Raw genomic sequence first — 20,026 nt, 5'->3', positions numbered from 1 at the left:
TCCAGCCACCTCCGTCATCCCGAACGTAGTGAGGGATCTCCGGGTTTAGCACTACGCCACATTCAGGAGATGTCTCAGACGTTCGACATGACGTAGATCTTCAGGAGCGTAGGGAAAAAAGAGAGGCTATTTTAAGAAAAAAGTCTTTTCATCGCTTCTATCATTAATTTATAATGCGTATCTTTTTTTGCCAATTGGCACTTGGAAACAAATCAACTATGAAAGCCTGGTCTTCCGATAAAATTTCAGTACTAGCCTTGGTGTTGTTAATCACTGGCGCCATCGATAGTATCCGTAATTTACCAGCCACGGCGCTTTTTGGTTCCTCGCTCATTTTCTTTTTTATTTTCTCAGCAATCATTTTTCTGATTCCCGTTGCACTGGTTTCTGCTGAATTATCCTCCACCTGGCCGGATGAGGAAGGCGGGGTTTATAGCTGGGTCAAACATGCCTTCGGTGACACAATCGCTTTTTTTACAATTTGGCTGCAGTGGATCAACACAATGGTCTGGTATCCCACAATTCTCTCATTTATTGCAGGGACCCTCGCCTACCTGATTAACCCCGCCCTAGCACAAAATAAGTATTACTTAATTTCTGTTATTTTAGTTATTTTTTGGTCTCTGACCTTTCTTGGCCTTGCAGGCTTACGCGCCTCAGCCGCCTTCGCCAGTTTCTGTGCGGTAATAGGTATGATCTTACCCATGGCCTTTATTATCCTGCTGGCAGTTATCTGGCTATTGAAAGGCCACCCTATTGCGATTGATTTGCACTGGCAACATTTGATACCTCATTGGGGAGATACACAGTCCTGGGTTTCTTTAACAGCGATTATGACCTCTTTTCTTGGTATGGAATTGGCCGCAGTCCATGTTCGCAATGTGCGCGATCCACAGAAAAACTTCCCTCGAGCCATGCTTTTTTCCGTGATCCTTATCCTAACCACTATGATTTTTGGCTCTCTTGCGATTGCCTTTGTCCTACCACAAGCCCAAATTAGTCTGGTCGATGGGGTTATGCAAGCTTTCACCAATTTTTTCCAGGCCTATCATCTTCAGGCCTTAATGCCTGTTATCGTGATCTTATTGTTACTTGGCAGCCTGGGGTCGATGGTTAACTGGATTATTTCTCCAGCGAAGGGATTGTTGCTTGCTGCAGACAATGGCTTTTTACCGCATTGGTTATATCGCTTAAACAAGCATGGAATTGCCTCACGCATTCTGCTACTACAGGCTATTCTTGTAACCCTACTATGTAGCGGTTTCTTACTATTCCCTAGCATTAATGCGATTTACTGGCTATTTACCGCCCTGAGCACTGAGCTCTATATCCTAATGTATGTACTGATGTTCATAGCCGCCTGGCGCCTCAAATCTAAATTTGCTAATCTGCCGCGCCCCTTTGTGATTCCTGGAGGACGTATAGGCTATTACCTAACCTGCATCCTGGGATTATTCGGTTGCACACTCACCCTGATTGTAGGCTTTATTCCTCCAGAAAATAGCATGGACCTGGGAGGCTCTAGCCATTTTCGTTTAGTCTTTGCTAGTGGTATTCTAATCATGATTTTCCCGGCATTTTTGCTTTATTTGCGTAAAAAAAGAGGCCTTAATCATGACCGAAGAACTGCAAAAGATACGCATTGAAATTGATAAAATTGATAAACAGCTTTTTAGTCTAATTCGAGACCGAGCAAAACTGGCTGCTGAGGTTGCTAAGATTAAGGAAAAGCAGCACAGCCCAGTTTATTATCGACCAGAACGGGAAGCGCAAATTCTCCGTTCTATCGTCAAAAATAACGATAGTCTCTTACCCGACCGCGAGGTTGCCAGGATTTTCCGCGATATTATGAGTGCTTGTCTCGCCTTACAGCAGCCACTTTCCATTGCCTACTTGGGTCCAGAAGGAACCTTTACCCAGGTGGCTGTGCAAAAGCATTTTGGCGAGAGTGTTAATCTTGTGCCAGAGCTTTCTATTACCGAGGTCTTTAAGCAGGTAGAAAACTCTAATGTGCATTATGGTGTAGTTCCAATTGAAAACAGCACTGCAGGAATGGTTACCAACACACTGGATAATCTTATCAATTCCAATGTACAGATTTGCGGCGAAATTACACTTCGTATACATCACCATTTAGCCCGCCAGGCTCCGGAACAGCCTTTAACTAAAATTTATGCCCACCAGCAAGCCCTGGCGCAGTGTCAACATTGGCTTTCAGTCCATTACCCCAAAGCCAGTTTGCATGAGGTTGCTTCAAATGGCGTAGCGGCTCAGCTGGCGGTCAAAGATCCAAACTCAGCGGCGATTTGTGGTGATCATGCTGTTGAAATCTATAACCTCTGCAAGTCACATGAAAATATTGAAGATTTCCCCAACAATACCACGCGTTTTATTATTCTCGGCAAACAGCTGCCAGAGCCAAGTGGTTGCGACAAAACGTCTTTAATCATTTCAACGCCTCATGAACCAGGCAGTTTAGTACAGCTACTTGCTCCCTTTGAAAAATATAAGATAAACATGACATTGATTGAATCACGCCCTTATCGCCATCGTAATTGGTCTTATCTCTTTTTTATTGACTTCGAGGGACATCAGTCAGAATCTCATATTCAAGCAGCCTTGGATGAATTAACTGCCATGTCCGTTATGATGACCTTGCTGGGATCATATCCTCAGGCAATGGGGTAGAGGCTCATTGCCGTTAAAAATTGTAGGCTGGGCTTGTGTCAGCCCAGCCTACGCACTATATATGCAACAACGCCGGCCAAACCGCGAGAATTCGGTTCTTTTGGAAGATTCTTCCCCCCCCGCACAAAATTTTTTTACACATTTGATACATTTCTTTAAGATTGTCTTAAGCTGACAATGATAATTTTATCGCATTCGAAGGCTACGAGAGGTGAAAAACATGGTTTTAGAATGCGATAAAATTACATCGGAATTAGAAAAATATGAAAATTTAATCTCCGATCTTATAACCATCATTGGCCCAGATAGCCACTCAATGTTTTCCGGGATAATTTCTCAAATTAATTCCTTAAAAGAACGTTGTTTAGATAAGGCAATTAAAGAAAAAGAATTGCTTGATGAACTCAATATTAAATTTAATGAAATCGAAGATTCGGCTTGTTATTTATTCGAATTTATCATGAGAAACTCTACAACAAAAAAACAATATGAATGGTTAGAAAATCCATCTAAAGACAAACAAAAAATAGACGTTATTCGTGAAAATATGGAAAACTTTAAAATCGCTGTTATAGAAACAAATGAGTCTTATTTGGTAAAACTTAGACAACAAAAAGCGCTATTAGAGTCTCAAGGAAATAAGAAATTATCTGATAAATTAAATAAAATAAGTTCTTGTATACAAAAAATTGAAGAAAATTTATCTGTTTTAAGTTTTGAAGATCTTGAAATAAATAGACTACTTCAACCTGTTAGAAATACTAAGAAAAAAATTGCCGCTGATATAAGAGATGGCTCAGGTCTTAACTTTCATAACGAAAAGCAGGAAAACGAGTTCTACTTGCGTAAAAACGTCGAAGATCTTTATGAACAATTTAATGCTCTTGCTGATCTAAATGCGAGCCTCAATCTTGCAGTGTCGGATATAGATAAGCTGGGCCAAAATAGTTCGACTATCAGCAATGCAATTTCCTTATTTCGAGAGGCCGAGCAAAGCTCTAAGCAACTTATTGAAAAAACATTTAATTCTTGGACTCAACTCTATAACATTATTAAGCCAGAAAACCATCAAGCTTTGATTAATGAGCTCAATGCTGCAATTAAGAAATTAAGCAATTTAAATAAGGAAAAAAGTGCTTTGCAGGATCTAATTTTGTCAAAACAGAAGCGCATTATTCCTACAGAATCATCGGTTGCTGAATTAAAGCACTGCTTAGAGCAAGACAAACATAATTTGCGTGACAAGCTTGAACTTTTTTTGTCAGTTTTTTCCATCTTGGATTTACGTGATAGAGAAGATTCTGACAACAGTTATTTTATAGAAAAACTGCAAAACTTTATTGAGATAATCTCTCAGGATTTACAAGCTGATGGCATACCAATAAACCACAAGCCTGTTGCTAAATTTTCCCAAGAAATGCAGCAGCATATTGGAGAAAAATTAAAATGGCACCTCTTAGGAAAAGATGATAAAAAATCGATTTCAATGGACGCTATAGCTCATTTTTTAAATGAGCTGTTTAAACCATCACAAGATGATCTTTCTGAACCTTCAATTGGACAAAGATTGTTCAATATTTTTGATTCGTCTTCCATTGAAAAAGCTCAAGTAGAAACATTAAAAAAACAAATCATTGCCCTACGTACTCTCACAGATAAAATACAACAATTTCCTATCTCCGAAATTAAAGATCATCACACCCTAAAAACAGTTCAAATCGAACAAGATAAAGAAACAGCCAGAAAAGTTGAACAGTTGCAAATTAGCATTAATAATTCCATCGAAAATTTACGCTCTAAATTAGCTCTAATGTCAAACAAATTTACAAGCTATGAAGAAGTTGAGCATGGACGTAAAATCCTTAATAGCTTAGAGCAATTTAAAAGCCGACTTGCCATAAGCTTTGATGAATACAATCAAAAAATAGAACGCTTATTAACTATTGAATCACCCTTTGAACGTCTGGGAGAAGTCACTAATTTGCAAGAGAGCTTCCTTAGAGATTTAGCAAGTTTTGAAAAAGAATTCAAAGCAGCTGATGGACTTAATAGCCTTGCCGTCAAAGCGCAACTTAGCCTCCTTAGTCTTTACAATACAGAAAAATCTAAATTGATTCACGATCTACGATCGTCGATTAACAATGCCCGAGCAGCTTTAGGCGTTTATCACCAGGACGAGGAGATCAAAGAAAAGCTCGCTGCGGAGCACAAAGTTCTCGAAGACATAATTGCGTCAGATCAATCCCAGAGCCTGTTCAAAATTGAATTTGACATTAGTTTCAAAATTACCGCCTTGCAAGGCCAGGTTCAAATGGTAAGGGCAAAAATAAAAGACGATTGTCGCCCTACAGTTGGAGAAATTAATAATCAATTGAGAGCCTTTAATGCCTCTGCCCTTAGTGCGCATAACCCTTTTATAACGGTTTTAGGTGAAAAGCAGAATTTGGCAAGCCAAGAAGCTACTCGGCTAAATGATGAATTTAACGCCTTGGACCAGCGCCCAGCAACTGAATTGTTAACCTCTGTACGCAAACTTGAGGATGCAGTCACTCAGGCGGAAAAGCACCTGCAACAACGTAACAGCATGCTTACTAAAGCGTTGATTATCCAGCGACGTATGGAATCTAAAGAATATAAGATGTCACTTCGCCTTATCGTAAAATTGCAAGAGGAATTTGTTCGCTTGCTTGATGAGACTCATATCAAAGCAGCAATCAAAAACCATCCAGATGACCAGCAAGCTTTAGAAGAATTACGGCAAAACCCTCAGGCCCTTTTTCAAGGGAACAACCTTAGCAAAGAGCAAGTTGATTTGTTGGATAAGGTTGATCTAAGACTGAATAAACTCAAAGCGATAGCTAATGATTTTAAGCTGATGAATAATAATTATATCAACAGAAACTTAGACCTTTTAGGAGATGAACGTTACGGCAATTTGCTTTTAAGCAAGGTAGAAGCCCATATACACAATAGCCAAATGGAGCATTTCTCAGATGGTAAACGTTCAGACTTTGTACAATGGCTGCGCACGAACATCCTAAAACCTGTGCAATCATTAACCCACTATGTAGGTTTTAAAATAGGCGTGGAATCGTATACAAAAAACCGCTTTTTCACTACGGCTGGTGCGACTAAAACTGAAGATCTCTTGGTTGTTACTGGTAATGAACTGTATACGAATCTTGCTGCTGCAGCGGCCTAAGTTAGATTCTCCCCTCATCCGCCCTGCGGGCGGATGAGGAGAGCCAGAATACCCTATTCAAAGCTTTTCCTTTTCTTCTAATGGAATTAAACGCGCTTCTTGTTCTAACATCACCGGTATCCCTTCGCGGATTGGATAGGCCAAACGATCGAAACGACAAATCAATTCATTCTCTTTAAGCAGCAATTTACCCTTGCAAAGTGGGCAAACTAAAATTTCTAGCAAACGTTTATCCACGAGGTTCTCCTTGTGTTATTTGGTTGCGAATATAAACAGGTAAGGCTTCAGCAGCACTAATTGGCTTGATTGCCCCAGTCAAGGCGAGGCGGATCATCGCTTCTGCCTTGGGATAAATAGTTAAATGGTTGTTAATTTTTGCCTGTAATTCTGGTGTCAGCTGTTGCAGATACGACTCATAACCAACCCCAGCCAAGACTATAGGATTTTCAGCAGAAGGGACGATATCCACCGCCGCCGATACCTCTTCGGTCACTATTATAGCCTGCTGATGAAAACAGCCCCAATACAGTTGGTTCATACGCGCATCAAGAACAGCTAACACTGAAGTGTTGGGCGCAAGCTCGCTACTATAAAAGGCTTCGTTTGCAATAGCAGCAAGACTACTGACTGGATAGAGAGGGAGATCTTGGGAGTAAGCCAGCCCCTTAGCCACACTACAAGCAATCCGTAGACCGGTAAAACTTCCGGGTCCCTGACCATAAACAATAGCATCTAGCTGAGCTAAACCCATACCAGCCTCTGCTAAGAGACCTTCTATCATAGGAAGAATCAAGCGCGCATGGCTACGCTGAGCGCCCTGCTCTTCGCTTCGTAATTCCCCATTTATATTCAGGGCAACAGAGGCACAGTCTGTCGAGGTATCAATTGCCAGCAGATTCATTTTTCAAAGCCAATTCATCAATAAAGGTCAATACTCTTTGTTCATCACGGGTTTTTGGTAAGGATGGCAAGCTGGCAAAGATATGGCGACCATATTCCCGTCCCGTTAGGCGTGGATCGGCAATCATCAATACACCACGATCACTGGCATCACGAATCAGGCGGCCAACACCTTGTTTTAAGGCTAGGACTGCATTAGGTAGAGACAACTCATCAAAACCAGACAAACCACGCAATTTAAAATAAGCCATTTTGCCACGAACAACAGGGTCGAAGGGATTTGCAAAAGGAAGTTTATCAATAATCACGCAAGACAGGGCTTCCCCCTTTACATCAACACCTTCCCAAAAAGTCGCCGTACCTAATAAAACCGCATTACCAAGTTGTCGAAAACGAGCTAATAAAATAGGCTTCGCTTCCTCACCTTGAATCAAAAGCGGGTAGTTTAAAGTATTGGCCAGCTGTTGAGCAACCAATTTTAAAGCGCGATGACTGGTAAACAAGAAAAAGCAACGTCCTCCACAAGCTTCTATTACAGGCAAAGCCTTCTCTAATAATAAGGTATAGTAACGAGCATCCTTCGGATCAGGCAGCCCTCGGGGCAGATAAAGTAAGGCCTGTTGCTGGTAATCAAAGGGGCTGGGTAGAGAAAGTGTTTTTGCTGTAGTTAGTCCAAGAGGTTTGGTAAAACAATCAAAAGACGAAGCCATCGTCAGAGTGGCAGAAGTAAACACATAGGCACTTTGCTGACGCTCTAAAAGTGCTTTGAATGATTCTGCAACCTCAAAGGGGGTCGAGTGAAAAACCAAGGTATGTTTAAAACGCTCTACCCAGCGAATTTGTGCCTGATCACTCTGTTCGAAGTGTAAAATCAAGTCCCTTAAATCATCCAACCGTTTTAGACAGCGATTAAGACCTGGGTTATTTTCTGGTTCCGCAGCATTAAGGCAACTCAGTAACTCATCAATCAGAGCTTGCAAAGCCAGCCAAGCCTCGTTAAAAGCCTTACCCGACCTTATCGCCTCCCAGGCAACACGCTCCTCACTCTTGGGTAGAGCTAATAATAGTTGATCAATCACCTGATCAGTTTGCAAACTGAGTTGCTTGAGAGGTTGATTAGCCAGATCCAAAACAGGCCATTCCCGCAGCAAATCATCAACCAAGTCACGGAGCTGTCGGGTACCAATACGCTCACCATTAAAATTTGCAGCAATCTCGGCTAATTGATGCGCCTCATCAAAAATAACAACGTCTACCCCAGGCAAAAGTTCACCAAAACCCTCTTCCTTTAAACGGGAATCTGCAAAAAACAAGTGATGATTAATCACAACGACATCAGCATCTAGAGCCCGCTTACGCGCTTTTACTAAGAAACAATCCTGATAGTATTCGCATTCGCTACCTAGACAATTATCGACTGTAGAAGTTACATAGGGCCAAACTGGAGAATCCTCACTAATTTCTGGCAATTCAGACCGCTCGCCATCACTAAGCTGGGGCAATTTTTCCCGTACATGCAAAATTTCCTGCGCGCATTGAGGGCTGACAAAACGCCCTTCCTCGGCGTGCAAGACAATCCGATGACGGCAAAGATAATTAGCACGGCCTTTCAAATTTTGTACACGCACTGATAAGCCTAGTGCGCGCACCAGCATTGGTAAGTCTTTTTGGAAGAGCTGATCCTGAAGTGTTTTGGTCGCAGTGGAAATAAGTGCCTTTTTGCCATTTAGCAAACAGGGAAGCAAGTATGCAAAGGTTTTTCCAGTACCTGTTCCCGCTTCAGCAACCAAGGTTGATTTTTCGGCAATTGCCTCAGCAATTGCCGTAGATAATTCGATTTGTGCCTGGCGCGCCACAAAACCAGGAATAGCGGTGGAAAGCCGACCTTTGTCACTTAGTGCACGTTGACAATGTGTAGCCACATCATCAACGAGCTCAATTACTTCTCCCACTCTTTTTGCAGGTATTGAAGCTTGTCTTCGACACCTTCCCAATCTTTGGCATCTTCAGGGGCTTCTTTCATGGAAGTAATATTTGGCCAGGTTTTGGCAAGCTCTGCATTGAGCTCTTTAAAGTGTTTCTGAGACTCGGTTAAATCATCTTCGGAGACGATCGCTTGCACCGGGCATTCTGGCTCACAGAGGGCACAATCGATGCACTCATCAGGATGAATTACCAGGAAATTAGGGCCTTCATAGAAACAATCTACTGGACAAACTTCGACGCAATCGGTGTATTTGCACTTAATGCAACTTTCAGTAATAACAAAGGTCATAAATACGCTCTGAATTTATAGAAAAACAAAGGCCTATTAAAACATAAATCTCATTATTCTCGCTAGATCTTTGATTGGATAGCCCTCCCCCAGCAAGAACAAAATAGAAATTAAAAAGAACATTTGGTCTATAATTTAATCAAAAGTCCGTTATAGGTTATCACTATGAGCATTACCGTTTTTACATGGAAGGATGCTAACAAAGGATTAGGATATAAAAGAGCAGTCAGTGCATTGATGTTTGGTGGTAACGTTGGGCATGCTGCACTTGAGGTTACATGGCCGGCTGATGAAGCGGGTAAGGCTCTTGCAAAAAAATATGGCGATGACGATGGGCTTGTCATTGGTAAACGAACAGAGACCATCCCTGTAAAGCAAGAAGACGGAAGTTATAGAGCAGTAAAGGGGGTCGTTTATTTCTCCTACTTCAGTTGGTGGCCAGGCCATGCCAATGGCCATCACATTAACACCTTCCAAGACGACCAAGACAGTGAATGGGAAAACGAGCCATCAAGGCCTATAGCTCCACGATTCAAAGAGTTTATTTTTGGTGAAACCGAAGTCCCCAATGTCAATAAGACGACAGTAAAGGGGGTCTTTACTCGAGAGAGGGAGGTCGAAAAACTTAGACACATTGTTCACCCCTCGCTAGAAGAAGACTTTGATGATGATCCAGCCTATGAATCGCTTTGGGTGGAAAGGGAAGATCTTCTTGCAGAGCTAAACAGGCTCCAAAACAAAGCAAATATTTTTAGGACTGAAATTGAATCAGCAGCAGTGGAAGGAAGAACGCCTGATCTCAGCCTAAACCTCACAAACGAGGAATATGACAGAATCGACACAATAAATAAAGAAATCAATAGCGTCAATCGGCAAATCCACTATTGTAGACAGGATTTTCAAGAGCGTTTCAAGTCAAGCGGGCATGAGCCAGATTACATCACTACCATGCCAACAGACAGAGATAACAGCAGTTTGACCCATACCCTAAATACCGAAAAAATATTAGATGAAATGGCAGCCTTATCAAGAAGCGATCAAGCCTATGATTTTACAAAACTCAATTGCTCAACAACTGCTGGCAGAGTTTTACGAGCAGGCATTGATGATAGGCTCAGTTCAGCAATGCGCGAAGATGGCGTTAGAGTTGATAAATTGGCAAAAACCTATATTGTAACGCCAACTAACTTAAAAGTTTTCGCTAGTAAAATAAGGAGCGAAATTACTCACTTAGCCTCCAATGCTGCTCGAGTAGTAGACCAGGACAAGCGAGCCTCTGTCACCACGGATCTAATTGAAGAAGATGATTTGGATCAGGATGATCAGCAGCAATTACGCGGGCATTCCCTTTGATTAATCGGTTAAGACTTGTTCGCTTGTAATAGGCCACCCCGGTTCCTCTAACATAGCCTGTCATCCTGAGCGCCCTAACCCCATAAGGGCAAACATCGATAAAGACCTCGTCATCCCGAACATGGTGAGGGATCTCCGGGATTAGCACAGTTCTACACTTAGGAGATGTCTCTCTACGTTCGACATGACGTACGTCTTTGGAAGCGTAGCGAAGGATCTTCGGGATTAGCATCTGCCACATTCAGGAGATCCTTCGCTACGCTCAGGATGCCGGAAGGAGAGTGACCTATTACTTCGCTTTGTCAGAGTAGCAGGCACCCCCATCCCGAATTCCCGCGATCTATGCCGCGGGAACCCGATAGAGCGTTATTGACAACCACAGCTAGGTGATTGGCTACCATCTTTGCACATTTGATACCCAGTCGCTTTATTACATTGGGCTACCCCACCATGGTTTGAACAACATCCTTTTGCACTTGATGTGCTTTTGGGAGTAGTTTTAGTTACTGGGGCAGTGGTAGTAGCTGGTGTTGTGGTAGATGTCGATTTAGATTTAGTCTTGTTAGTTGATGTAGTTGCTGGCGAGGTAGTAGTGCCGGCTGGAGTTGTTGCGGCTTTAGACTTAGGAGTCGTCGTAGTTGTGCTTTTTCCTTGTGTACATTTACAAGATGGAGAAGGGGTACCATCTTTACACATTTGGAAACCTGTCGATTTGTTACAGGAGGCTACTCCTCCATGCCCCGCGCAACATGCTGCATAAACGCCTGCTAAGGGCATCAGAAATAAAGCAAAAGCAATCATAAATTGATTGATCCTGCTGAATTTTATATTTTGCATTTTGAACTCCCTATCTTAAATTGACATAAGTAGTACAACCTCTCATTTTACGACAGCAAAATCCTAGCAGCTCAATCCTTTGCTAGTTTCCTTCCTTATCATTAAAACCAAAGAGTCCTTTTACTTTATTAAAAATGTTTTCTGCTTCAGCCTCAAACTCTCCCAATTTTTGGACAATTCCCAGTTCTTCTTCATCGAGCTGAAGGCCCTTTTTACTCAATGCTTCCTGGGGATTAGTCTTTAACTCATTCAAAAAGCTGGGATCACTTCTTATGGCTTCAACAACCGCCAGAATTTGGGGGCTTTGGCCAGCTAGTGTTTTTAGATCCATAATATTGCTCCTTTACGGTTTCAAAATTAACTAATTTTAATACCATTAGTTTCTTTTATGTTCATTATAGACTTAAAAAACTAGTTAGGAGTTAGCAAGATCAAAGCAATGAAGCTATATCACTACACCAAAAGAAAACGAAAATTCTTCTGTATCTCATTCAAACTAAATTTATTCAGGAAGAGTGAAAAACTCATCCAGGCGCTAAGTGCCGCAAGATCGCGAAATGGTGGGGGTAAATAGACTGGTGGTGCCAAAAAGCCTCTATCCCTTAATTCACCCAAAAGTGGCAAATCATCCAATACCAGTTTACCAGTGAATAATAGCGGTATTGAGTCGATATGGCGCTGGCTGATAGCAAAACGCATGTAATTATAAATCAGCAAAAATCCTTTGGCATAAGACAAATCCTTGGTGAAAGGGCCACCCTCAGGCGTAGATCCTCTGAAAATACGGACTGCTTGGTTATAACTATCCTCTTCAGTCAAACCGCAATCGATGAAATAACGATAAATATCAAGAAAATTCGCGCCCTGCCTTACCTTATCTAGGGCAATCACCCGATTAGTGATTTTACGTACACGCCCTGGATAAGACGAAAAAGTAACAACCTCGGTGATTACTGCCAAACCTTCTTGAATGACACTACTTGAAGGAGAGCCCTTGGACAGAAAGAAGCAATAGGGTTGCATGGCGCCATTCAGGGTTGTACCAACATGCACCCAACCTTCGTGTACTTCAAGGTACTTAAGATCACGCTCAGAGAACATTGCCTGCTGGCTAAGCTTAATGCTATCCGCTCCTGCGGAAGCATCAGCCACCATTCCATCACTAACCATCACCGTTACTTTGCCTGGATGCTGATCAAAGAAATGGCCTAAACGTTCCTGCAAAATCTCCTGTGCCTGTTTAGGGGTGTAGTGCTTAATATCGGCCTCTGATTGCAGCTGCACATCAAGTGCAGTGAGCACATCAAATAACAGAGTCCCTAGTTCAGATAAACGCGGCCCGCCAGGATAGAAGGCATCATCGGGGCTGCCATAGAGTTCCGTTGCTAATTCACAAAAGGTGTTAGTACCACGCACAGCAAGCATACGCGCTGCTTGTGAATACTCTTCGCACTGGCGTTTTATCAAGCGAGTAATCGGCGTATATTGGCCAAGCTGATTCTGGGCATCGCGTAAAATCAAACGAAACTCTTCTTGCTTTTCCTGAGCATTAAAAGGTAAAGGCCTGTTCTGGTAATAAGACTGGTCAACAACAGGTAAGCGTTTTGCTTTATTTTGAAAAAAATCCTGCCTTATCGAATCATCCCATTTAATACTGTCCAAAATGCGTATTTGACTTTGCGCCTCAACGATGCGCTTCGACAATTCCTGGATAATAACTAATTCATCTGATTCTGATATTGACATAGTCACCAACTGTTAGTTAGGTTCTTGCTTTACCTCTGGAGCAGATGGCGGAGCTATACTGACCAAAGGGTTTTGATTCTGTGACGGCAAATCATAAAAATGACTGATATTAGAATCAGTCAATGGAGAAGGAACGACAACCCCTACTCCATTTCGGCTCTGTAAATATTGTTTATCACCATTAGAAGCAAATTGCGAGCAAGCGGCTAAAGGCAGCACGGAAATAAGAAGTAAACCAATTTTTTTCACAACAAAATCCTCATTATCCTAAAAAACACAGTTTTCTAGGGTTTATACAAGCTGTAAGGTACGAAGTACATGCTCTAAAGCGCTATGATGCTCCGCTGACAAACTTGTCAGGGGCAATCTTAATTCATCACTCACTAAGCCCATTTTATACAATGCCCATTTCACAGGAATGGGATTAGCCTCGACAAACAATAACTGATGCAAAGGCATCAATTGCTCATTCAGACGCAAACAACTCGCCTGATCTTCATCTAAAGCAGCATCACAAAGTTTAGCCATTTGCCTTGCTGCAACATTCGCTGTTACCGAGATTACCCCTTTTGCCCCAGCTAGCATCCATTGTGCTGCAGTGGCATCGTCACCACTATAAACATCCATAGCGCCTTCAGATAAGCGAAGTATTTGTTGCAGGCGAGTCATCTGCCCCGTAGCTTCTTTGATACCAATTATATTAGAAATCTTAGAAAGCCTTGCCACCGTTTCAGGCAATAAATCACAAACAGTACGGCCTGGAACGTTATAAAGGATGATAGGCATAGCCACTGAATTAGCAATATGGCTGTAATGCTGATAAAGGCCTTCCTGGGTTGGTTTGATATAGGCAGGGGTCATAATTAAGGCTGCGTGAGCACCACACTCCATAGCCGCATTAGTCAATTCGATACAATCCTTTGTCGAATTCATCGCTGTTCCTGCGATCACGGGGATTCGCTCGCGAGCCTGCTCGATAACCGTTTTGATAACTAAGAGTTTTTCCTCATGCGACAAGGTACCAGCCTCGCCTGTTGTCCCTGCGGCAACGATAGCATGTGTTCCTGCTGAAATATGAAATTCAACTAATTCACGCAAACGGGGAATATCGACTTTATCCTGATAAATCGGTGTAACTAGAGCTACTATACTTCCTCGAAACATAACGCCCTCTTTTCATGAAAACAATTTGCCAATACTACTGGTGGATGAATAATTTCTCAAGCCAAAAAATCTTTCTTAGAAAAACATATTGATTAATTTTTAAACAAAATTATTTTTTTATACTAAACTTTCATTTGAAGGAAACAATATAACTCAAGGAAATCAATATGAAAAAAATCATAGCACCCATTGCCTTTGCAGGTTTCGCAATGATTACCCTTAGTGCTTGTACTTCAACTCAGGTTGGAACAGCTGCTGGTGGAGCTGCCGGAGCTGGGCTAGGCTATGCTGTTACCGGAGGTAGCGCTCTGGGGACTGTCGTTGGCGCAGGAGCAGGCGCTTTGATAGGTAATCAGATAGGCCAAGAACAAGATAGAAGGTATTACTATAATAGACCTTACTATTACTACTAATACTCTGATTCAGGCATTCCCGCGGTTAAGCCGCGGGGCTCACGTTACCTCAAAACCGTTCGGGCTGAGGAGGCCTTTAGACCGTCTCGAAGCCTGTCTATAGTGGCGCTTCGAGACATGTGCTTACGTACATTCCTCTCAAAGAACGGTTTTCATTATTTCCTTCACTTAAGTGTGGAGAAAAGGTGTCCGAATGATAGATGAGGGGCTTCTGATTCGAAGTTCTTTCCTGATATTTGCCCCAAAGGGGCTGAGTTGCTCAGCGCGAACGAATATAAATATCCATAATTGACGTTAGCGGCTGCGAGGATGCTGTAAAAATACATCAAGCAAATTTCAACAAAGCCTAAAGCAAAATAGCATTTTAAAGTTTCTTGGGTATATACTTCTTAAATCAATCATTAAACAGGGATAGTCATCATGCGTCTAAAAAATAAGGTTGCTATTGTCACAGGTGCTGCAAGTGGTATTGGAAAAGAGATCGCTCTGCTTTATGCCCGCGAAGGTGCCAAGGTTGCTATTGCTGATCTCAATCTTAATCAAGCCCAACAAGTTGCAGATGAAATTAATGCTGAAAATGGCCAGGCAATGGCTGTTGCAATGAATGTCATCGACGAGGACGATGTCAATAAAGGTGTGGATGCCGTTGCTAAGCGTTTTGGCGGTATTGATGTCCTCGTTTCTAATGCTGGTATTCAAATTATTTCACCTATTGTAGATCTCGCTTTTTCTGACTGGAAAAAAATGCTTGCCATTCAACTGGATGGCGCTTTTCTCACTACCAAGGCCTGTCTGAAATATATGTATGCTGCCAATAAGGGCGGTAGCATTATTTATATGGGCTCAGTTCATTCCAAAGAAGCATCCAAACTAAAAGCACCCTATGTAACAGCCAAGCATGGCCTCTTAGGGCTCTGCAAGGTTGTTGCTAAAGAAGCGGCACAATACGGTATACATGCTAATGTGATCTGTCCTGGTTTTGTGCGTACACCTTTAGTCGAAAAACAAATACCAGAACAAGCAAAAGAATTGGGAATCAGCGAGGAAGATGTCGTTAAAAAAATCATGCTCAAAGATACTGTTGATGGTGAATTTACTACTGTGGATGACGTGGCACAAACGGCCTTATTCTTTGCCGCCTTTGGCTCAAATGCACTCACAGGGCAGTCACTTGTCGTAAGTCATGGCTGGTATATGGAATAAACCTGGGAGAATTTAAACATGGATGAGTCACAAATTAGAGAGAATGCTTTTGCGATGCCGTTCTCCAGCCCCTCTTACCCGCGCGGTCCTTATCATTTTACTAACCGCGAATATTTTATAATCACTTATGAGACTGATATTGAGTTGCTTCGCGAAATCGTACCAACCCCTTTGGAAGTCGTGGAACCGCTGGTAAATTTTGAGGTGATTCGGATGCCAGATTCCACTGGCTTTGGTGATTATACTGAATCAGGTCAGGTGATTCCGGTACGTTATAAGGGAAAGGCAGGAAGCTATACACATGCAATGTATCTTGATGATCAACCCCCTATTTCCGGTGGCCGTGAAATTTGGGGTTTCCCCAAAAAATTAGCGCAGCCCACATTAAAGGTTGAGAAAGAAACACTTATCGGTCTGCTCGACTATGGCAGCTGTCGCGTTGCAACAGCAACCATGGGTTTTAAATATGAGCGCTTAGATAGGGAAGCGGTTGCTAAATCAATGTCGGCACCTTCTTATTTATTAAAGATAATTCCCCATGTTGATGGCACAACCCGCATTTGTGAATTGGTCGAGTATCAATTGGAAAATGTCGTTGTGAAAGGAGCCTGGACTGGACCTGCTCGTTTGGAGCTAACTCACCATGCTTTAGCGCCGCTGGCACACTTACCCGTTAAGCGAATTGTCAAGGCTGTACACATCTTGACTGATTTGACCTTGCCCTATGGCCGTGTTGTGCATGATTATCTTAGATAGGAGTATATTCATGAGCCCCTCTCTACCGCGCGTAGCGTGAGGGAGGGGGTAGGCACACTGCCGTTAAGTTAAGGACGGTTTTGTCATTCCCGCGAAGGCGGGAAACTATTTCTAGCTAAGCACAGTGCCAATGTAGAGATGGTTTCCCGCCTTCGCGGGAATGACAAATGCCCTTAAGCACCCTAGCCCTCTCCCCCACGCTGCGCGCAGTTGAGAGGGGGCAAAAAGCTTTTAGGTTAAAGTTAGTTAAAGAAATCTTGGATTATTTCAATTAGTATTGAAAAATCAAATGGATAGCGTTTTTAGGGATTGAGAATGGTTATTTTGATTGGTTATCTCGTTATTTTATTGTCTGTATTTGGTGGTTTCGCTTTAGCTGGAGGACATTTAGCTGCAGTCTTTCAGCCAGTTGAGTTATTAATTATTGCCGGAGCCGCTCTAGGTTCGCTGATTGTGGGAAATAGTGCCAGTGTTTTAAAAGCGATTGCTAAGGCATTACCTGGTGTTTTTCGAAGTCCAAAATCGTCTAAAGTGTTATATAAAGACTTATTGGGTCTGCTTTACGCCTTACTCAATAAAGCTCGCCAAGAAGGTTTAATGTCTCTGGAAACTGATGTTGATGAGCCAGCTAACTCTACTATTTTTAAGAACTATCCCCGATTGTTGGCCAAACATCATCTTATCGAATTCATCTGTGATTATTTACGCCTGATGATTACCTCGAATATGCAACCTTTCCAACTAGAATCATTGATGGATAGCGAAATTGCTACCTTTCATCAAGAGGAGCTCATCCCGGTTAATGCTATCACCAAGCTGGCTGATGGTATGCCAGCCTTTGGTATTGTTGCGGCGGTCTTAGGGGTAGTACATACCATGGAATCAATTAACCTTCCGCCTGCAGAGCTTGGAGTGTTAGTTGCTCATGCCCTGGTGGGAACCTTCCTGGGGATTTTGCTGGGCTATGGTTTTATTGGTCCAATCGCCAGTGCTATGGAGCAACGGGCAGATGAAGCGCTGCTCATGATGAATTGTATTAAAGTAACACTCTTAGCCAGCCTGAATAATAATCCACCTCTGATTGCCACAGAATTTGGCCGCAAGGTCTTATTGTCATCGTCAAGACCAACTTTCAATGAGCTTAATGATGAAATTAAACCGGCTAAGTCAGAAGCAGAAACCCCAGCGGCTTAAGTATTAGATAAAAGTAGCCTGCCTAAACCCAGGGGGCTATATAGAATCTTGGTGAAAGTTTGGATTTGAGCGCTGGTTGCGAGAAAAGCAGACTTTCGGTGAATAGGACCTAAGAGCTTACGGAAGTTATGTCTACGAATACAGATGCTGATGGCAAAAAAGACTTGATTGTCATAAAGAAAACGATAAAAGGTGGCCATGGCCATCATGGTGGCTCATGGAAGATTGCTTATGCAGATTTTGTAACCGCGATGATGGCCTTTTTCCTTCTCATGTGGCTTGTCGCCTCATTAAACAAAGCGCAAAAAGATGGTCTGAGTGAATACTTTAAGCAGCCTTTTCGTATTGCCATGATTGGTGGCGATAGCATGGGTTCTCGGGCACAAACGATTAATGGCGGCGGCGACAATTTAGATAAACATGACGGCCAGGTTTCCGCTGAGCAAACGGCTGATGGTGAAAAACCTAAGGTTGCGGATGAGAATAAACAAGCTGAAATGAAGCAGTTAGAGCAATTAAAGTCAAATATTATGCTCACCGTTAACAATGACCCTACCCTTGCAGACCTGAAAAATAGGCTTTTAATGGATGTTGTTTCAGAAGGGTTACGTATCCAATTAATAGATAACAAAAATCAACCCATGTTTCCCATGGGTAGTGATGAAATGGATCCGGCCGTACAGCCGATTCTTGATAAAATTGCCAAACTGCTAGCTACAGTGCCTAACAAGGTGAGTATTCAAGGTCATACGGATGGCAATCCTTACAATAGCCCTGACGATTTAACAAAGAGTAATTGGGAATTATCAACCCAACGCGCCAATGCAGCCCGCCGTGCACTCATCCAAGCGGGCATGCCGGAAGATAAGGTGATGCAGGTAACCGGCTTTGCTTCCACTGTATTACTTGATAAGACCAATCCTCTAAATCCTAATAACCGTCGTATTAGTATTATTGTGATGAAAAAGGCGTCTGAGGATAAGCTGATGAAAAACGATTGAAGGGCTCGCCTTGCTAACCAAATCAAAAGCACTACGCTTCGTGCTCTTCCTAGGTTTTGTCAGCCTATTTGCTGACATGACCTATGAAGGAGCACGCAGCATTACCGGGCCTTATTTAGCCTTATTAGGGGCTAATGCAGCCATCGTGGGCTTTGTTGCCGGTTTTGGTGAATTCATCGGCTATGCCCTACGCCTTTTCTCAGGTTATCTAGCCGATAAAACTGGCAGATATTGGACGATTACCATCATTGGCTATGCCATTAACTTACTAGCAGTGCCACTCTTAGCCTTAACGAATCACTGGTGGACGGCAGCCATCTTGATTATTAGTGAACGAGCAGGACGAGCCTTACGAATCCCAGCACGTGATGCCATGCTGTCCCATGCTGGCCCTAAAATTGGGATGGGATGGGTCTTTGGTTTGCATGAAGCGATTGATCAAATTGGCGCGATGCTTGGCCCCTTGATTATCGCGTTAATCTTGTATTACCAAGGCAGTTACCAGCAAGGCTTTGCCATCTTATTGATACCTGCCTTAATTGCCCTAACCCTATTAACCCGCGCTAGATGGCTCTATCCCCACCCCCATGAATTGGAAGCCCATCAAGATAACTTGGATCCTCAGGGGATGAAAAACGCCTTTTGGCTCTATCTTCTCGGTGCTTCACTAATAGCCGCAGGCTATGCCGATTTTCCCTTGATTGCCTATCATTTTCAGAAAACAGGGCTTTTATCACCGGTATGGATTCCGATTTCCTATGCCATAGCAGTCGGCCTGAACTCTTTAACAGCCCCCCTCTTTGGTCATCTTTATGATCGTAAGGGCTTTATTGTATTAATCATTGTCTCCCTGCTTTCCACCTTCTTTGCCCCCTTAGTTTTTTTAGGAAATTTCCATCAAGCCTTGCTTGGCATTATCCTCTGGAGTACCGGGGTAGGCGCTCATGAATCCCTAATGCGAGCTATCGTAGCCAATATGACTCCAAAGGAAAAACGCGGTTCTGCCTACGGTATTTTCAACACAGGCTTTGGTATCTTTTGGTTTTTAGGAAGTTTTGCCATGGGCTTACTTTATGATAAATCCATTCCACTTTTAGTAGGTTTTTCAATCGCCATCCAGCTTTTAGCTCTCCCCTTGTTATGGCTTGTTAAGAAAAAGCTATAGCCTCACTATTATTATTGAGTAGGTCATTCCCGCGAAGGCGGGAATCTATCCCAACATTAGCACTGTGCTTCTTAGAAATAGTTTCCCGCCTTCGCGGGAATGACACAACCTCCCTTAATCTATAATTAA

Annotated in this window: 19 protein-coding genes; 10 read left to right on the top strand and 9 right to left on the bottom strand. The window is 42.6% G+C overall.

The annotated features are described in order from the left end of the window. Positions 1-218: 218 nt before the first annotated feature. The 3 genes from BN1094_RS06405 (at position 219) to BN1094_RS06395 (ending at position 5,890) form a co-directional block, all read left to right on the top strand. Complete coding sequence (locus BN1094_RS06405; RefSeq protein WP_043873452.1) at positions 219-1,646, top strand: amino acid permease; 1,428 nt, start codon at positions 219-221, stop codon at positions 1,644-1,646. Then, on the top strand, positions 1,615-2,688 hold the full coding sequence (gene pheA / locus BN1094_RS06400) for a prephenate dehydratase (protein ID WP_043873451.1): 1,074 nt from the start codon (positions 1,615-1,617) through the stop codon (positions 2,686-2,688). The genes BN1094_RS06405 and pheA overlap by 32 nt, the downstream gene beginning before the upstream one ends. 220 nt (positions 2,689-2,908) lie before the next feature. Further along, positions 2,909-5,890: a hypothetical protein gene (locus BN1094_RS06395; RefSeq protein WP_043873450.1), complete on the top strand. Its 2,982-nt coding sequence runs from the start codon at positions 2,909-2,911 to the stop codon at positions 5,888-5,890. A gap of 57 nt (positions 5,891-5,947) precedes the next feature. Here BN1094_RS06395 and BN1094_RS06390 read toward each other — a convergent pair whose 3' ends face one another. Genes BN1094_RS06390 through fdxA form a run of 4 tightly spaced genes read right to left on the bottom strand, consistent with a single transcriptional unit; the run spans position 5,948 to position 9,065 of the window. Then, positions 5,948-6,127 (bottom strand): Trm112 family protein, encoded by a 180-nt coding sequence (locus BN1094_RS06390; RefSeq protein ID WP_043873449.1) that lies wholly within the window; start codon positions 6,125-6,127, stop codon positions 5,948-5,950. Continuing rightward, the gene (gene tsaB, locus BN1094_RS06385) at positions 6,120-6,791 is read right to left on the bottom strand and encodes a tRNA (adenosine(37)-N6)-threonylcarbamoyltransferase complex dimerization subunit type 1 TsaB (RefSeq protein WP_043873448.1); all 672 of its coding nucleotides are present in this window, start codon (positions 6,789-6,791) and stop codon (positions 6,120-6,122) included. The genes BN1094_RS06390 and tsaB overlap by 8 nt, the downstream gene beginning before the upstream one ends. Further along, complete coding sequence (gene yoaA / locus BN1094_RS06380; protein WP_245614206.1) at positions 6,772-8,742, bottom strand: DNA repair helicase YoaA; 1,971 nt, start codon at positions 8,740-8,742, stop codon at positions 6,772-6,774. The genes tsaB and yoaA overlap by 20 nt, the downstream gene beginning before the upstream one ends. Beyond that, positions 8,730-9,065, bottom strand: coding sequence for a ferredoxin FdxA (gene fdxA, locus BN1094_RS06375; RefSeq protein ID WP_043873447.1), 336 nt, complete (start codon positions 9,063-9,065; stop codon positions 8,730-8,732). The genes yoaA and fdxA overlap by 13 nt, the downstream gene beginning before the upstream one ends. 165 nt (positions 9,066-9,230) lie before the next feature. Here fdxA and BN1094_RS06370 point away from each other — a divergent pair, with 165 nt between their 5' ends. Next, a complete protein-coding gene (locus BN1094_RS06370) occupies positions 9,231-10,418 on the top strand; it encodes a hypothetical protein (RefSeq protein ID WP_052403155.1) in 1,188 nt (395 codons plus the stop codon). A gap of 366 nt (positions 10,419-10,784) precedes the next feature. Here BN1094_RS06370 and BN1094_RS06365 read toward each other — a convergent pair whose 3' ends face one another. The 5 genes from BN1094_RS06365 to dapA form a co-directional block, all read right to left on the bottom strand. Then, the gene (locus BN1094_RS06365; RefSeq protein ID WP_043873446.1) at positions 10,785-11,255 is read right to left on the bottom strand and encodes a hypothetical protein; all 471 of its coding nucleotides are present in this window, start codon (positions 11,253-11,255) and stop codon (positions 10,785-10,787) included. Positions 11,256-11,337: 82 nt separating this feature from the next. Next, positions 11,338-11,586 carry a hypothetical protein gene (locus BN1094_RS06360; protein ID WP_043873445.1) on the bottom strand — a complete coding sequence of 83 codons (249 nt, stop codon included), beginning with the start codon at positions 11,584-11,586 and terminating at the stop codon, positions 11,338-11,340. A gap of 122 nt (positions 11,587-11,708) precedes the next feature. Further along, complete coding sequence (locus BN1094_RS06355; RefSeq protein ID WP_043873444.1) at positions 11,709-13,001, bottom strand: flavohemoglobin expression-modulating QEGLA motif protein; 1,293 nt, start codon at positions 12,999-13,001, stop codon at positions 11,709-11,711. Positions 13,002-13,013: 12 nt separating this feature from the next. Next, on the bottom strand, positions 13,014-13,250 hold the full coding sequence (locus tag BN1094_RS06350; protein ID WP_043873443.1) for a hypothetical protein: 237 nt from the start codon (positions 13,248-13,250) through the stop codon (positions 13,014-13,016). 42 nt (positions 13,251-13,292) lie between these two features. Beyond that, on the bottom strand, positions 13,293-14,165 hold the full coding sequence (gene dapA, locus BN1094_RS06345) for a 4-hydroxy-tetrahydrodipicolinate synthase (RefSeq protein ID WP_043873442.1): 873 nt from the start codon (positions 14,163-14,165) through the stop codon (positions 13,293-13,295). Between the two features lie 167 nt (positions 14,166-14,332). Between dapA and BN1094_RS06340 the strand changes: the two genes are divergently transcribed. From BN1094_RS06340 to BN1094_RS06315, 6 genes are all read left to right on the top strand, one after another. Further along, on the top strand, positions 14,333-14,578 hold the full coding sequence (locus tag BN1094_RS06340) for a glycine zipper domain-containing protein (RefSeq protein WP_043873441.1): 246 nt from the start codon (positions 14,333-14,335) through the stop codon (positions 14,576-14,578). 420 nt (positions 14,579-14,998) lie between these two features. Next, positions 14,999-15,781, top strand: coding sequence for a 3-hydroxybutyrate dehydrogenase (locus BN1094_RS06335; protein ID WP_043873440.1), 783 nt, complete (start codon positions 14,999-15,001; stop codon positions 15,779-15,781). An 18-nt stretch (positions 15,782-15,799) separates the two neighbouring features. Then, positions 15,800-16,537: an acetoacetate decarboxylase gene (locus BN1094_RS06330; RefSeq protein ID WP_043873439.1), complete on the top strand. Its 738-nt coding sequence runs from the start codon at positions 15,800-15,802 to the stop codon at positions 16,535-16,537. Between the two features lie 315 nt (positions 16,538-16,852). Further along, entirely contained in the window at positions 16,853-17,731 is an 879-nt protein-coding gene (gene motA, locus BN1094_RS06325) for a flagellar motor stator protein MotA (protein WP_043873438.1), read from the top strand. Between the two features lie 128 nt (positions 17,732-17,859). Next, positions 17,860-18,732 (top strand): flagellar motor protein MotB, encoded by an 873-nt coding sequence (gene motB / locus BN1094_RS06320; RefSeq protein ID WP_043873437.1) that lies wholly within the window; start codon positions 17,860-17,862, stop codon positions 18,730-18,732. A 10-nt stretch (positions 18,733-18,742) separates the two neighbouring features. Further along, positions 18,743-19,897, top strand: a complete 1,155-nt coding sequence (locus BN1094_RS06315; protein ID WP_245614204.1) for an MFS transporter — start codon at positions 18,743-18,745, stop codon at positions 19,895-19,897. Positions 19,898-20,026 lie beyond the last annotated feature (129 nt).

Source organism: Legionella massiliensis, from assembly GCF_000756815.1.
Classification (GTDB): Bacteria; Pseudomonadota; Gammaproteobacteria; order Legionellales; family Legionellaceae; genus Tatlockia; species Tatlockia massiliensis.
The sequence above is the reverse complement of the archived record's forward strand: the minus strand, read 5'-3'. Positions and strand labels throughout refer to the sequence as shown.

What these genes read in the sequence shown, in the direction of transcription:
- BN1094_RS06405 (WP_043873452.1), top strand. Translation starts at nt 219, where the DNA reads ATGAAAGCCTGGTCTTCCGATAAAATTTCAGTACTAGCCTTGGTGTTG.
- pheA (WP_043873451.1), top strand. Translation starts at nt 1,615, where the DNA reads ATGACCGAAGAACTGCAAAAGATACGCATTGAAATTGATAAAATTGAT.
- BN1094_RS06395 (WP_043873450.1), top strand. Translation starts at nt 2,909, where the DNA reads ATGGTTTTAGAATGCGATAAAATTACATCGGAATTAGAAAAATATGAA.
- tsaB (WP_043873448.1), bottom strand. Translation starts at nt 6,791, where the DNA reads ATGAATCTGCTGGCAATTGATACCTCGACAGACTGTGCCTCTGTTGCC.
- fdxA (WP_043873447.1), bottom strand. Translation starts at nt 9,065, where the DNA reads ATGACCTTTGTTATTACTGAAAGTTGCATTAAGTGCAAATACACCGAT.
- BN1094_RS06370 (WP_052403155.1), top strand. Translation starts at nt 9,231, where the DNA reads ATGAGCATTACCGTTTTTACATGGAAGGATGCTAACAAAGGATTAGGA.
- BN1094_RS06365 (WP_043873446.1), bottom strand. Translation starts at nt 11,255, where the DNA reads ATGCAAAATATAAAATTCAGCAGGATCAATCAATTTATGATTGCTTTT.
- BN1094_RS06360 (WP_043873445.1), bottom strand. Translation starts at nt 11,586, where the DNA reads ATGGATCTAAAAACACTAGCTGGCCAAAGCCCCCAAATTCTGGCGGTT.
- BN1094_RS06355 (WP_043873444.1), bottom strand. Translation starts at nt 13,001, where the DNA reads ATGTCAATATCAGAATCAGATGAATTAGTTATTATCCAGGAATTGTCG.
- dapA (WP_043873442.1), bottom strand. Translation starts at nt 14,165, where the DNA reads ATGTTTCGAGGAAGTATAGTAGCTCTAGTTACACCGATTTATCAGGAT.
- BN1094_RS06340 (WP_043873441.1), top strand. Translation starts at nt 14,333, where the DNA reads ATGAAAAAAATCATAGCACCCATTGCCTTTGCAGGTTTCGCAATGATT.
- BN1094_RS06335 (WP_043873440.1), top strand. Translation starts at nt 14,999, where the DNA reads ATGCGTCTAAAAAATAAGGTTGCTATTGTCACAGGTGCTGCAAGTGGT.
- BN1094_RS06330 (WP_043873439.1), top strand. Translation starts at nt 15,800, where the DNA reads ATGGATGAGTCACAAATTAGAGAGAATGCTTTTGCGATGCCGTTCTCC.
- motA (WP_043873438.1), top strand. Translation starts at nt 16,853, where the DNA reads ATGGTTATTTTGATTGGTTATCTCGTTATTTTATTGTCTGTATTTGGT.
- motB (WP_043873437.1), top strand. Translation starts at nt 17,860, where the DNA reads ATGTCTACGAATACAGATGCTGATGGCAAAAAAGACTTGATTGTCATA.